The organism is Ruegeria sp. YKSE079, assembly GCF_059612845.1.
Map to the genome: position 1 here is coordinate 1 of NZ_JBXWRJ010000014.1, position 13,266 is coordinate 13,266.

The window sequence follows — 13,266 nt, forward strand, 5'->3', positions numbered from 1 at the left end:
ATTGCGCAGAGGCGGGCGAGAAGCAAAGGCCCCATGACAGCCAAATCTCGCAATTAAGGGCAAAACTCGATGCCGAAAGCGTCGCGTCTCAGATTTAAAGGCAACGCGACATGAGCGTTTACACTTGCGGCCTCCGAACGGAGTTGCCACCAGCGATGATCTGGTTGATGAGTGCCGCAACAGATCGGTGCATTTCCGTTTCGGCCTCCGATCCCTTTGCGTTCTCATGGGTTGCTGCGGCGTCGCGAAGAACACCTACGATCTCATGCTCCGGCAGCAGTCCGCCATCGTTCATGGCAAGCAGAAGTGCTTCGCAGATTGAAAGGGCGGCCTGTCCTGAATGCTCGTTCGCCGTAGACATCTTCGGAATTCCCTTCTTGTTTCGCGATCTAGGCTGAATTCGCGCCGGACCTATCCGTACTTCTCGCACGAAATGAGCTATGCTGGACTGATCGAGAGCAGTTGAAGAAACGATTTCCACGCGGCTGACGGAACTGTCAGGGAGAAGCTATGACACCATTCGTGACCAGCCCCCTGACCCGCAAACTTTCGGCCTTTGTCGCTTTGTCAAAGGCGGAGTTGGATGTGCTCAAGCGCCTGCACCAACGTCGCCGCTCTTTCGTTGCGGGGCGTGATATGGTGCATCAGGGCCAGTCGACTCAGGCCGCCTATATTCTATCCGCAGGTTGGGTCTGTTCCTACAAGCTCCAGCCTGGCGGGACACGCCAGATCGTGGATTTCCAGGTGCCGGGGGATTTTCTGGGACTGCGCAGCTTGCTGTTGCGCACCTCGGATCACAGTTTCGAACCTATCGTGGAAATTGAGGCCGCTGAAGTGTTGAAGAGCGACCTTCTTAATGCGTTCGCGCAGACCCCTCGCTTGGCGACCGCCATACTCTGGGCGGCGTCAAGGGATGAGGCGATGGTGGTGGAACATCTCGTCGGGATCGGCAGACGCGATGCTGACGCCCGCATGGCGCACTTCCTGCTGGAACTGGGATCGCGGCTTGTGCTGGTGGGAATGGGGACTGAGGATGGGTATGATTGCCCGCTGACCCAGTATCACCTGGCAGATGCCTTGGGGCTTAGTGCGATTCACGTGAACCGCGTCCTGCGGCAGCTTCGCGAGAACGGACTGGTGACCTTTCGGGACGGCCGCGTGACGTTTCACGACTATGAGGGGCTGGTGGAACTTGCCGAGTTCGATCCGGCGTATCTGGATCAGAGCGGCCCGCTCCTGAAATGAGAGGGCCGCCCTCCGCTAAGCGAGGGGCGGCCAAGGTTTGCATCAGGTGTCGGATGTCATGAGAGCTTCTCGCTCGCCGCATCAAGTTCCTTGTTGGCCTCGGCGTCGTTCTTCGCCGTGTTCGCCTTCTCGGCTGCCTGGTAGTGCCTCAGCGCCGCATCCTTCTTCGGGCCGGCGGGCGCCTGGTCACACGCGGCTTTCACGGAGGTCATCTTCTCGGCAGTCTTGTTCTGTTCGGAAGTCATTGGAATTTTCCTTTCCTGGACGTTCCGAGAATAAGAAGCGTGCCGACATGCCGACACTGTAGGGCATCGACACGCCCACACGCTTCTCGGGTACTCGGAAAAATGCACCACCAAATATTCGGCGGGCACGTCTCTTCTAACCGTGCCAGAGCCTCGCCGCACTGACGCAGGTTAGTCCCGGCGCCCGCGGCAGGTCGATTGCCTCTGCGGTTCTTAAATCACCACAGTTTGCTGGTGGGAAATCCTCAGCCAGGTGTCCTCATCATTGAGGTACGTTGAGGCGCAAAGCGCTTTGTAGATCGGCACGTCGGTTTTTTCAGCCGAGACCCGGTAAGTGAGGATCGCGATGTCACCGCATCGCGTCACGCGCCGTTCGGCCATGACGACGGAACGCCAGCCGGTCCTTTCGCGAAGATGGGGCCAGATCTGGTCGCCCTGGAGGATGCCGGGCGGATAGGGGAAGACCATAACGGCGTTGGTTGCTGTGGTCGCCTGCGCACTGTCGGCGCCGCTGGTCCAGAACTGTTCCTCCATGTCCCAGAGTTTGCCCTGTTCGTGTGGAGAAAGCGTACCGGACTTGTGCGCTGCATGGTCCGGTCTCCTCGCGGTCGCGGTTGAAACGGTCATTCGCCTGACCCCGACCCGCCAACCATGAACATCTGAAACAGCACAAAGATGATCGCGAGCACCGCCCAGATCGCTCCGCTTGTTCCTGGGCGGCCATCGGCCACCGTCGACGCAGTGCGCTGCAGGGCACCTGACGTCCGGCCTTCAGGAAGCAGCTGGCTCAAGTCTCGTGCGACCCTGCCATGATCGCTTGCGAGGGTGGGAACATCCTGAAACCGGGCAAGCAGCGTTCCCAACCGCGCGCGCGCGCCGTCGTGTCCTAGCGTGACCAGTTCAGCGGTTTCGTTCCATGGATCGAGACCGAGCCGCGCGAGCGTGGAGAGCACAGTCACGGCATAGCCGTTCCGGTCCTCGCCGACGGTAGCATGGAGAAACCGATCAAACTCGGGCGGGTGCGGGTTGAGAACATTGAGGTCGGCCATCGCCAATCCTTTCAAGGGTTGCAGGAACGCAGATCGCCCCTGTTTCCCAAAGGATACGCGCAGGTCGGTCTCGCCGCCCTTACACAGGTCAGTGCGGGCGACTGCCCAAAGGACGGGGTCGCAGCCGGTTCGGTGCCCGGGACTAACATGCGTCAGCACCAGTCGGACGATCCCGAGGTACAAGACACTAAATCGTTCGACTGGTCAGGTCCGGAATCCAAGGGGCCGTCAACAGTGGCAAGCGACGGATCTGCCAAAATCGTGGAGGCCAGAGATGAGCGTGCGTTCATCCAGTTTGAGGGTGACTTTCCTGCACCCGTTCAGCCTAGCCGATTTTCCGGACGAACTTCCGGCCGGGGACTACGAAGTCCTGATTCAGGAACAACTTCTCCGCGGGCAAGGTTTCGAAACGTATCAGAGGACGGCGATCCATATGACCGTTCCTGGCAGAGGAGATCGGGCGGGTTGGATGGAACTGTACAAGATATCAGAGCGCGACCTGAATGAGGCGCTGAGCCGGGATCAGGGTCCCACTGAGATGAACAACCACAGCGAAGCGGCGCTTTCTCCGCAGGAGGACTTGAAATGAATACTCCCGAATGGCTCAAACCCGGCATCTATGGTGCTGTGATCGGTGCTGTCTTTGTCGGCGTCGTCGGATTTTCATGGGGTGGCTGGGTGACCGGCGGCACCTCGAATGACAGGGCGGTGGCGATGTCACGTAACGATGTCGTCGCCTCAATGGTACCGGTCTGCCTCGACATGGCGCGGTCAGACCCGGCTCGGGCGGACAAGCTTGCAACGATCCGGGCAGCTTCAACCTACCAGAAGCGCGACGCTCTCATGACAGCCGGCTGGGCGACGATGCCAGGAACCGATGCCCCAGACCGAGACATTGCGCAAGCCTGCCTGAAGGAACTGGACCTCTGAGGTCATGCCGTTCAGAGCCGACGATGTGATGGCGCAAACCGGGTCGCACCGTCAAACGCGCGAGCCAGGCATCGCCCCGAGTGCCAAAACCGAGATAGGAGCTTGCGATGCCTTCTGATGATAATGGACCGGAAGATCGCGGACCTTGGAAAAACAAGCAGACCCGCGTTCCCCCTGAGGTTGATGCAATTCTCAGGCGGGGCCGGGATCGGCTGCACGGCATCCTGCCGGACGGTCTGCCACCGGTGAAGCGTCTTGCAATCGGGGCCGCCATTGCGCTTGCGGCGTTTGGGGCGTGGACCTCATATTACACGGTGCCGAGCGACTCCGTCGCAATTGTCCAACGGTTCGGGAAGTACGCGGCCGAGGTCCCTCCGGGGCTGCACTTCAAGATCCCGTTCGGGATTGACGTGACCACGTTGGTCCCGGTCAAGCGCCAGCTGAAACAGGAGTTCGGGTTCACGACTCCGGGTGCCTCCGATCCCTATCAGAGCCCGACGGACGGTCGCCGCGAGACCGAGATGGTGACTGGCGATCTCAACGCCGCGCTCGTGGAGTGGGTGGTGCAGTACCGGATTTCCGAACCTCGGAAATTTCTGTTCGAGGTGCGTGAGCCGAGCGCGACCCTGCGTTACGTCTCGGAGTCCGTCATGCGCGAAGTCGTGGGAGACCGCACAGTCGACGAGGTGATCACCGTCGGGCGCCAGGAAATCGAAAGCGAAGCCCTGCTGAAGATGCAGGCGCTCGCGACCAAATACGCGATGGGCATCAGCATCGATCAGGTACAGCTGAAGAATATCAATCCGCCCCAGCCGGTTCAAGCCTCGTTCAACGAGGTCAACCAGGCACAACAAGAGAAGGAGCGGATCATCAACGAGGCCCGCCGCGAATACAACCGCGTCATACCTCTGGCCGAAGGCGAAAAGGACCAGCGCATCCGCGAAGCCGATGGTTATCGCCTGAGGCGGATCAACGAAGCCGAGGGCGATGCGGCCCGATTCATGGCGCTCCTCACGGAATACCGTCTGGCGCCCGAAGTGACCCGGCGCCGGATCTACATCGAAACCCTTCAAGATGTTCTGCCGGGAATTGGCTCCAAGATCATTGTCGACGGGTCCACGGCAAGCATCCTGCCGCTTTTGAACCTTGACCGACAGACAGGAGAGCAACGATGAAAACCCTTTCGCTTATTGCCTCGGGGATCGCGGTTGCCGGGGTCGTCGCTGCGTCATCCGCCGTCTACACGGTCGGCGAGGTCGAACAGGCCATCATCACCCAGTTCGGCAAGCCGGTCGGCGCGCCGATCACCGAGGCTGGTCTCAAGTTGAAACTCCCCTTCGTTCAGGAGGTCAACCGGATCGACAGCCGGGTTCTGGAGTGGGACGGCTCGCCGTCGGACATGCCCACCAAAGACAAGCTCTACATCTCAGTCGATCTCTTCGCGCGCTGGAAGATCACCGATCCTCTGCAGTACTTTCTGCGCCTGCGCGACGAGCGCAGCGCCCAGTCGCGCCTCGATGATATCCTCGGTAGCGAGACGCGGAACGCCGTCGCCAAGCACGAACTTATCGAGATTGTGCGCACGACCAGGGGCCGGACACCTCTTCGGGACACGCTTCTGACTGATCAGGAGCTGGCGCAGGACATTGGCGCACTGGTTCCCATCACCAAGGGGCGGGCGCTGGTCGAGCAGCAGATCTTCGAGGCGGCCGCGGAAAAGGTGCGCGTTTTCGGGATCGAGCTTCTCGATATCCGCTTCAAACGCATAAACTACAACGAAAGCGTGCGACCCAAGATCTATGACCGCATGATCTCGGAGCGCCGGCAGATCGCCGAACGCTTCCTGTCTGAAGGCAACGGCGAAGCGGCCCGTATTCAAGGCAACAGGGTGCGGGATCTGAACAAGATCCAGTCCGAAGCCTATCGCGCCGTCGAGGAAATCCGCGGTGCCGCCGATGCCGCAGCAGCGGCAATCTATGCGGGCGCTTACAATGTCGATGCCGTTTCGGTCGAATTCTACGATTTCACCCGAACCATGCAGGCCTACGGCGACATGATCTCGGACGACACAACGCTTGTCCTGACGACGGACAGCGATCTGTTCCAGTTCCTGCGCGGCATGCAGGGCGAGGCAAACCCCTTCCTCGATCCCGGCAGTGACCCGGGCGACGGTGGCGTGGCGTCAACCGGCAGGGCCCGACCAGCGCAAGACCCCGCGACGCCAATCTTGACACAGACGGAGGTCGAAGCAGGCCGGTAGGTTCATGTTGGAAGGTTTCAAGCATGAATTGAGGGTATCAATTGGGAAGCACGTCAATGACATCTGGACCACCGAGGTCGGTTTCTGTCCGCTTCTGAGCAAGACACACCCACTTAAATTCCGTGCCCCTAACCTGGGTCAGCGCACGATTTACGCTTGGCTGTTAGGTAGATGGCAAGAGCTGGATCGCGATGAGGCGAGGGCCTGCCTGCACACGCTCGAGCACACGAGATCCAGCGTCACAGCATGCAGCGTGAAGGATGATACGCCATGACATCAGTGAAAGATCTTACCAAGACGGCCGCAGAGACAACCGATCTTGAACGTCGTGTACTGGCCCATGAACGGATCCTGCAAGCTCTGATCGCCTACATGGCCCGTACGGAGCCGCGGTTCATCGATCATTTGAGAGAACGGTTCGTGGAACCGATGAGATTGACCCGGCACGAACATGACCACCGCGAAACCGACGACTACGCGGAAGAGTTCATTCGCGCCGTGATGCTCCTCGGAGAAGTGCGCGCGCCCAACGCGAAGGAGCCGGAGATGACCGAAAAGCAACCTGAGCAACCGAAAAGCAGAGGAGAAAAGGGGTCTTTCATGGACCGGCCAACGCAGCGCGATTGGGTTCAGGTAAACGAAAGAAACGGCATCTGGGAGGTTAAGGTAGATGGTAAGTTCCGCGGCGACTACCACGAGAAGGAGCATGCCCTTGCGGCTGCGGCCTTGCACAAATTGTCGCCCCGATGACCGTTAGTACTCATCCGACAGTCCCACAGGACTTCTCGATCCAGGTGGCCGAGAACGAAGGCATGCCATCGAGATCGAACTCCAGGGGCTCCCCGCCAATGCCCGCTCGACGGTTGACCGGAACGCTGACGCTAGGGCTATCGAAGACCCGCGCGGCAACCCGCGGACTCTGGTCCGCCAAGGAACAAGTTGCGATGAAACATCCCTTGACGAGGCTGATCGCGAGGACGGCAGCCATAGCCGGTGTGATCGCCTCTTTCGCCTTTCCCGTGCTTGCGCAGGATGGAACCGGCCCAATGCCGGAGAACGCCCAGCCGCGCAGCTATGGCGGCGGATGGGTCTGCGATCTAGGTTTCCGTGTGGAGGGCGCCGAATGCCTGCCTCTCGATATCCCTGAGCATGCCTATCCAACCGGGCGCTCCTACGGGACGGGGTGGGAGTGCGACCGAGGGTACGAGGAGGTGGACGGGACGTCGTGCAATCCCATCCCGGTCCCCGCCAATGCCTTCCTCCGGTCTTCCGGCTACGATTGGCAATGCGAACGCGGGTTCCGGCAGGAGGACGAGGCATGCGTGCCCATCGTTCTTCCCGAGCGTGCCTACCTGACAGAAGATAACTCGGGGACGGGATGGACCTGTGATCGTGGCTATGAGGCTGTTGCAGGGACATGTTTGCCGATTGCTATGCCAGCGAACGCGTATCTGACCAACGCAAACTATGGAGACGCCTGGGATTGCGAGCGAGGCTTCGTCAAGATCGACGACCGATGCGACGCCGTTGTCGTGCCATCGCATGCCTATCTGGACGAGGCATCCTATGGACCGGGCTGGAGCTGCGAGCGCGGATACGAGCCGCTGAATGGCGCCTGCGTCGCCATCGATCTGCCAGAGAACGCCTATCTCGACCGATCCGGCAACCGGTGGAGCTGCAATCGAGGCTTCCGGCTCTCGGACGGGATGTGCATCCTTGGACGGTGATGCGGATGTTTCTCGTCGTGGCAGGTCCGGCATGCGCGTCCGCATCGGGTGCCGTCTGCGATACAGCTTCCCGCAGCCGACGCCGCTGATTGCGATGCTGAACGTCCACTACTCGCGCTTTGGCGATCTGGAGCGTGCCGATTACCTCGTGACGTCGCCAAGCGTGCCGCTCGAAAGCTACCGCGACGGCTTCGGCAACTGGTGTACGCGCCTCCTGGCTCCGGCGGGTGACTTCGCGCTGTCAACGGATGGCATCTTCCGCGACTATGGTCGACCCGATCCCGCGTCCCCTGGCGCGCAGCAGCACGCGGTCCAGGATCTGCCTTTCGAGACCCTCGTGTTTCTTCGGGGCAGCCGGTATTGCGATACCGATCTTCTTTCGGAGGAGGCGTGGCGTCTTTTCGAGACCACGCAACCCGGTTGGTCCCGCGTTCAAGCGATCTGCGATTTCGTGCACGGACATGTCCGCTTCGACTACATGCAGGCGAAAGCGACGCGCACCGCATCGCAGGCAATGGCCGAGCAACAGGGCGTCTGCCGCGACTTTGCCCATCTTGCCATCGCTTTGTGTCGCTGCATGAACATTCCTGCACGCTACTGCACAGGATATCTGAGCGACATCGGTGAACCTCTCCCTCATCCGCCGGGGGACTTCGCCGCGTGGATGGAGATCTTTCTCTCTGGCGAATGGCACATGTTCGACCCGCGGAACAACAAGCCGAGGTTCGCGAGAATTCTGATTGCACGCGGGCGCGATGCCGCCGATGTACCGCTGACCCAGACATTCGGTGAAAATACGTTAACGGAATTCAAGGTCTGGACGGATGAACTGGCCTGAATGATCTTGGCCTCCTTTTCGATACACCATCGTAAATCACGTCGCCAATCCCCATATATGAAGTACCGATGTCAAACATCCCGGTCCGTCATGGATGAGGAGTTGGCGCCGGCCAATCAAAGGATTGATGACATGTCCTTCAAGGACCTGACCGCCAGGGCTGCGGCTGCGTTAAAGCCCAAGCCTGCGAAAACAGCAACGACCCCTGCCAAGGAGACCGAGCCCAAGGCCGCTGGCAAGAAACCACCCGCGAAGTCCAAGACATCTTGAGATTTGCACCGGCCACGCGCCCAATTCTCAACGGGCGCGCGGACCACCCACAGCAACAAGGGAAAGGTCCATACTAATGGAAGAATTGACGAGCAAGACCATTGCGGTTTTTTCCCGCCCTTTCACCGTTCCGGGCTTCAACGAGATGCTTCCGGCGGGAGAGTACGAGATCGAAACGGAATTGGTTTCTCCCCCGGATCAACAGGATCCTGCAGCCTGGAAGGCCTCCGTCATGGTGAAACTTCATCCCCGGGCATCGCATCCTGGACTTGCGAGGACCCTGACCGTTTCTCTCGCTGACCTCGACCACGCGAGAGCCAGGGACAAGCTGACGGGCAGGGAGTTGTCCGACGTCTTCCTCGAGGAAATGCTGGCTGATCCGATGGTGCGTCTCGTGATGGAGGCAGATGGCGTCTCCGCCGCGCATCTGAGACATCTCTACTCCAGGCTCGGAACACCTGATCAGAGCTTGAATGTGCCGGTGCCGAAGAAGACCACCCAAAGGACGCAGGAAGAAGGTGCGATCCGGACCGCCGAAAACGAAGGTATGCCATCGCGACCGGACCCGGCGCCGTCCTTGCGCACCCGTCTGGCTGCGGGGGAAACGTGATGGCGGACGAGGCCATCGCCGAAGGTGACATACCGGACATCGCGACCCCATGGGCCGTGGGTGACGTTCCGCAAGACCGCAAATGCCTGCGATGTGAAACTTCGTTCTGGAGCGAAGGCTTCGGCGAGCGCATTTGCAGGCGCTGCAAGGGTCTGAACGCCTGGAGAAACGCCGTGCCCGTAAGCCCGGGCGCATCTCGCCGCCGCTGATCCCCACAGCCGCGCGCCGTCTTCCTCAAACCTAACTGGAACATCATTTTGGCCTGCCTCGACATCGTTCACACCACAACCTACCGATACCGTCACGAGGTGTCTCTCGGGCCGCACAGGTTGATGCTGCGTCCCCGCGAAACAAGGGAATTGCGACTACTTGCGCATGCCCTCTCCATTTCTCCAACGGCGACGGTAACCTGGGCGCATGACGTGGCCGGCAACGCCATCGCCACCGCCGTCTTTGACGGCCTGACAGATCATCTGGTGATCGAGAGCCGCGCTTCCGTGGAACTCACCGCGCCAGCCTGGCCGGTCTTTGCCATCGCTGCCTCGGCTGCCCAGTACCCCTTTGTCTACGCCGCCGACGAATGGACGGATCTGGGTGCATTGACGGTACCGCAATACTGCGATCCAGACGGCCGCCTTGCCCGATGGGTCGAGGGATTTGTCATGGCACGCCCGACCGACACGCTGTCTTTGCTGAAGGACATCAGCAACGGCGTTTCCACGCAAATTCTTTACCAGAGCCGCGATGACGAAGGCACCCAGTCGCCGATCGAGACCCTTGACCGGCGATGGGGCTCTTGTCGAGATTTCGCGGTCCTGCTTGCCGAGTCAGCCCGCCGACTTGGCTTTGGCGCCCGCATCGTCTCGGGCTATCTGTCCGATCCCGAAATGAGCCTCGTTGGGTCGCTGGGTTCAGGGTCTACCCATGCTTGGGTCGAGATATTTGTCCCCGGTGCTGGATGGATTGCCTTCGATCCAACGAACCGGAGCGTCGGGTCTCAGAACCTGATTCCAGTCGCAGTCGGGCGCGGCATTCACCAAATCGTGCCGGTCTCGGGCAGTTTTTCAGGAGGGAGGGGTGCCCTTTCTGATCTTGCGGTCGGAGTTGAGGTGCGACTTGCAGCACACGATGATGCAGCTGCTATGATGGATTCGACAGTTTTGTATTTAAATACAGAAGCTTAATGGATGTCGTGAGCGCTGTATATGCAACTTGAAGTCGCGCTATGGCGCGCTTCGCTCAGCGATTGGCGGTTGCGTCGATCTGGTCTATTTGAAGTCTGTTTGAACCTATGAATTCATTTTTTGCTCTAAAGCCCGTCATCGGGTAGCTCGCGATTTTGAAAGCGGCGATACGACGTTCCCTATCACAGCCGCGGTTCACCTTGCGATTTTGACTCTCGTCGCACCGAAACACGGTGCTGACCGAGATCAGGGTTTCCGCGGGGCGTTTGCGCCACCATCGCGGCAACACCAGAATCGACGCATGATGGATCACAGGTATGAACGCAACGACGCTCGCTCCGGAACTGGCCCAATCTGGGCTAACTGCAGCCGAGGCGAAGGCGCGCCTGACCGCAGACGGGCCCAATGAATTGGCGACGACACAGCGAAGGTCCCCGTTTCGCATCGTGCTGGATGTTCTGAAAGAGCCGATGCTGGTACTGCTTTTGGTTGGAGGCGTGGTTTATCTTTTACTGGGAAGCAGGGCCGAAGCGCTGATCCTTCTGGCCTTCGCCTGCATGTCCATCGGCATCACGGCGGTGCAGGAGGCGCGGACCGGTCGGGTGCTTGAGGCGCTGCGCGATCTGTCCAGCCCGCGTGCGCTGGTGGTCCGGGATGGCGCCCGCCTGCGTATCGCCGGACGCGAAGTGGTGCGAGGCGATCTCATCGTTCTGTCCGAGGGCGACCGGGTGCCTGCCGACGCTTTGTTGATCGAGTCCACAGACCTGTCAGCGGATGAGTCGCTTTTGACAGGTGAGGCCGAGGCGGTCCGTAAGAAGGTGGGAACGGGAGAAGTCGATGTGCGCCCCGGCGGCCACGACCTGCCGCAGGTTTTTTCCGGCACGCTGATCGTGCGGGGATCGGCGCTGGCCGAGGTCACAGCTATTGGTGCCGAAAGCGAGATTGGCAAGATTGGCAAAAGCCTGAGCCAGATCGAGCCCGAGACGCCGCATTTGCAAAGCCAGATGCGGCACCTTGTGATTGCCATGGCTGGAATAGGCATAGGCATAAGCGCAGTTGTGGTAGCGCTCTACGGTTTCTTGCGCGGCGGCTGGCTGGATGCCCTGCTGGCCGGGATCGCGGTCGGCATGGCGATGCTGCCCGAAGAGTTTCCGATGGTCCTTGCGGTTTTCATGGCAATGGGGGCCTGGCGCATTTCCAAGGCCCGAGTGCTGACGCGCCGCGCCTCCGCCATTGAAGCTTTGGGGTCGGCAAGCGTGCTGTGCACTGACAAGACCGGGACTCTTACCGAGAACCGCATGACAATTGTCACCTTGCAACTGGTCGATGGCTCAGCCCACCAGATTGCAGGGAAAGTGCCCTTGCCCCCCGCCTTTCGCGAGCTGGCCGCGGCGGGTGTCATGGCCTCGGCACTCGAGCCGTTCGATCCGATGGAAGTGGCGTTTCACGCACTGGCGGCTGACGACCTGCGGGAAGGTGAAACCTTGCCGGGGGCAGGGCGGACCCTGATCCGCAGCTATCCGCTATCCCCCGATCTTTTGGCAATGTCGCAGGTCTGGCAGGCCGGTGATGGCTTTGCCATAGGTGCCAAGGGCGCGCCCGAGGCGATTGCCGATCTGTGCAAACTGGAACCAGATCAGCGCGCGGTTATCAAGGCGCAACTGGACGCGATGGCCGCCAAGGGTCTGCGCGTTCTGGCTGTGGCCGAGGCATCATGGCCAATGGGGCAAGACCTGCCCGAGACGCAGACCGGGTTTACCTTTCGGCTTCTGGGCCTCGTGGGTCTGGCTGATCCGTTGCGCGGCTCGGTGCCCGCCGCGGTGGCTGAATGTCAGGCCGCAGGGATTCGGATCATCATGATCACCGGCGACCATCCGGTAACATCGCGCGCGATTGCCGCTGAGGCGGGGTTGCGCGGCGATGTTGTGCTGACGGGCGATGATCTTTCCGCGATGGCCGATGATGACCTTGCCAAGGCGGTCACGAGTGTGACGATCTTTGCCCGTATCCTGCCCGAACAAAAGCTGAGGATCGTCAATGCCCTGAAGGCCGAAGGTGCCGTCGTGGCGATGACTGGCGACGGTGTGAACGACGCACCCAGCCTCAAGGCCGCCGATATCGGCGTGGCGATGGGCGAACGTGGCACGGATGTTGCGCGCGAGGCAGCGTCGATTGTCTTGTTGGACGATGATTTCGGCTCGATCGTCACAACGGTACGGCTGGGGCGGCGCATCTATGACAACCTGCGCAAGGCGATGAGCTTTATCCTCGCCGTCCATGTGCCGATTGCGGGCCTTGCGCTGATGCCGCTGCTGTTCGGGATGCCGCTTTTGTTTGGCCCGGTTCATATCGCCTTTCTGGAGATGGTGATCGACCCTGTCTGTGCGCTAGTCTTCGAGGCCGAGCGCGAAGAGGACGGCGTGATGCAGCGCCCGCCGCGTCCGGCGGATGAGCCACTGTTTTCCTGGCCCACAGTGGTCTGGAGCCTACTTCAGGGCGTGATGGTGCTGGGTGTTGCGGGGTCTGCCGCGTGGTTTGCGCCGGGCTATGGCCTTGACCCCGATCAGGTGCGCGGACTGGCGTTCGCCACGCTGGTTCTGGGCGTCGTGGCGCTGATCCTGATTGATCGGTCCAACTCCAACTCAATCCTGTCGGCGCTCTTGCGACCCAACAAGGCGCTGGCGGTTGTGCTCCCGATCATCGCGTCACTGCTGGCAGTGACGCTCTTTTGGGCACCGGCGCGTGATCTGTTCGGCTTTGGCGTACTAAGTGGCGTCTGGCTGGCCGTGCCGCCCTTGGCCGGGATCGGGGTTTTGCTGGCGCTGGAGGCGCTGAAGCCGTTCTGGCGCATGGTCTTGAGCGCGAGCGAACCGGCGGCGGTGAAAGCGGAACCAGCTTGATCGACTGT

At 60.6% G+C, this 13,266-nt stretch carries 16 protein-coding genes; 12 read left to right on the forward strand and 4 right to left on the reverse strand.

Annotated elements, in window-relative coordinates; genetic code table 11:
* Positions 1 to 118 precede the first annotated feature (118 nt).
* Complete coding sequence (locus AC2FMY_RS13790; protein ID WP_274838673.1) at positions 119 to 361, reverse strand: hypothetical protein; 243 nt, start codon at positions 359 to 361, stop codon at positions 119 to 121.
* Between the two features lie 149 nt (positions 362 to 510).
* Between AC2FMY_RS13790 and AC2FMY_RS13795 the strand changes: the two genes are divergently transcribed.
* Positions 511 to 1,245: a Crp/Fnr family transcriptional regulator gene (locus tag AC2FMY_RS13795; protein ID WP_496807537.1), complete on the forward strand. Its 735-nt coding sequence runs from the start codon at positions 511 to 513 to the stop codon at positions 1,243 to 1,245.
* Positions 1,246 to 1,301: 56 nt separating this feature from the next.
* Here AC2FMY_RS13795 and AC2FMY_RS13800 read toward each other — a convergent pair whose 3' ends face one another.
* The 3 genes from AC2FMY_RS13800 to AC2FMY_RS13810 all read right to left on the reverse strand — a co-directional run bounded on the left by AC2FMY_RS13800 (position 1,302) and on the right by AC2FMY_RS13810 (position 2,539).
* Positions 1,302 to 1,490, reverse strand: a complete 189-nt coding sequence (locus tag AC2FMY_RS13800) for a hypothetical protein (RefSeq protein WP_496807538.1) — start codon at positions 1,488 to 1,490, stop codon at positions 1,302 to 1,304.
* A gap of 213 nt (positions 1,491 to 1,703) precedes the next feature.
* Positions 1,704 to 2,117 (reverse strand): hypothetical protein, encoded by a 414-nt coding sequence (locus AC2FMY_RS13805; RefSeq protein WP_496668433.1) that lies wholly within the window; start codon positions 2,115 to 2,117, stop codon positions 1,704 to 1,706.
* Positions 2,114 to 2,539: a hypothetical protein gene (locus AC2FMY_RS13810; RefSeq protein ID WP_496668431.1), complete on the reverse strand. Its 426-nt coding sequence runs from the start codon at positions 2,537 to 2,539 to the stop codon at positions 2,114 to 2,116. Before AC2FMY_RS13810 ends, AC2FMY_RS13805 begins: the two co-directional genes overlap by 4 nt.
* A 274-nt stretch (positions 2,540 to 2,813) precedes the next feature.
* Here AC2FMY_RS13810 and AC2FMY_RS13815 point away from each other — a divergent pair, with 274 nt between their 5' ends.
* From AC2FMY_RS13815 to AC2FMY_RS13865, 11 genes are all read left to right on the forward strand, one after another.
* Positions 2,814 to 3,128 (forward strand): hypothetical protein, encoded by a 315-nt coding sequence (locus tag AC2FMY_RS13815; protein ID WP_496807539.1) that lies wholly within the window; start codon positions 2,814 to 2,816, stop codon positions 3,126 to 3,128.
* Complete coding sequence (locus AC2FMY_RS13820; RefSeq protein ID WP_298976163.1) at positions 3,125 to 3,469, forward strand: hypothetical protein; 345 nt, start codon at positions 3,125 to 3,127, stop codon at positions 3,467 to 3,469. The genes AC2FMY_RS13815 and AC2FMY_RS13820 overlap by 4 nt, the downstream gene beginning before the upstream one ends.
* Before the next feature lie 107 nt (positions 3,470 to 3,576).
* Positions 3,577 to 4,644: an FtsH protease activity modulator HflK gene (gene hflK / locus AC2FMY_RS13825; RefSeq protein WP_496807540.1), complete on the forward strand. Its 1,068-nt coding sequence runs from the start codon at positions 3,577 to 3,579 to the stop codon at positions 4,642 to 4,644.
* A complete protein-coding gene (gene hflC / locus AC2FMY_RS13830) occupies positions 4,641 to 5,729 on the forward strand; it encodes a protease modulator HflC (protein WP_264773796.1) in 1,089 nt (362 codons plus the stop codon). The genes hflK and hflC overlap by 4 nt, the downstream gene beginning before the upstream one ends.
* A 270-nt stretch (positions 5,730 to 5,999) precedes the next feature.
* Positions 6,000 to 6,479 (forward strand): hypothetical protein, encoded by a 480-nt coding sequence (locus tag AC2FMY_RS13835; RefSeq protein WP_496807541.1) that lies wholly within the window; start codon positions 6,000 to 6,002, stop codon positions 6,477 to 6,479.
* Positions 6,476 to 7,456: a hypothetical protein gene (locus AC2FMY_RS13840; RefSeq protein ID WP_496807542.1), complete on the forward strand. Its 981-nt coding sequence runs from the start codon at positions 6,476 to 6,478 to the stop codon at positions 7,454 to 7,456. Before AC2FMY_RS13835 ends, AC2FMY_RS13840 begins: the two co-directional genes overlap by 4 nt.
* Before the next feature lie 31 nt (positions 7,457 to 7,487).
* Positions 7,488 to 8,294: a transglutaminase-like domain-containing protein gene (locus AC2FMY_RS13845; RefSeq protein ID WP_496807618.1), complete on the forward strand. Its 807-nt coding sequence runs from the start codon at positions 7,488 to 7,490 to the stop codon at positions 8,292 to 8,294.
* Positions 8,295 to 8,640: 346 nt separating this feature from the next.
* Complete coding sequence (locus tag AC2FMY_RS13850) at positions 8,641 to 9,174, forward strand: hypothetical protein (RefSeq protein WP_496807543.1); 534 nt, start codon at positions 8,641 to 8,643, stop codon at positions 9,172 to 9,174.
* The gene (locus AC2FMY_RS13855) at positions 9,174 to 9,383 is read left to right on the forward strand and encodes a hypothetical protein (protein WP_496807544.1); all 210 of its coding nucleotides are present in this window, start codon (positions 9,174 to 9,176) and stop codon (positions 9,381 to 9,383) included. Before AC2FMY_RS13850 ends, AC2FMY_RS13855 begins: the two co-directional genes overlap by 1 nt.
* Before the next feature lie 48 nt (positions 9,384 to 9,431).
* Positions 9,432 to 10,358, forward strand: a complete 927-nt coding sequence (locus AC2FMY_RS13860) for a transglutaminase family protein (RefSeq protein WP_496807545.1) — start codon at positions 9,432 to 9,434, stop codon at positions 10,356 to 10,358.
* A gap of 317 nt (positions 10,359 to 10,675) precedes the next feature.
* Positions 10,676 to 13,258 (forward strand): cation-translocating P-type ATPase, encoded by a 2,583-nt coding sequence (locus AC2FMY_RS13865; RefSeq protein WP_496807546.1) that lies wholly within the window; start codon positions 10,676 to 10,678, stop codon positions 13,256 to 13,258.
* The last annotated feature ends 8 nt before the right edge of the window (positions 13,259 to 13,266 follow it).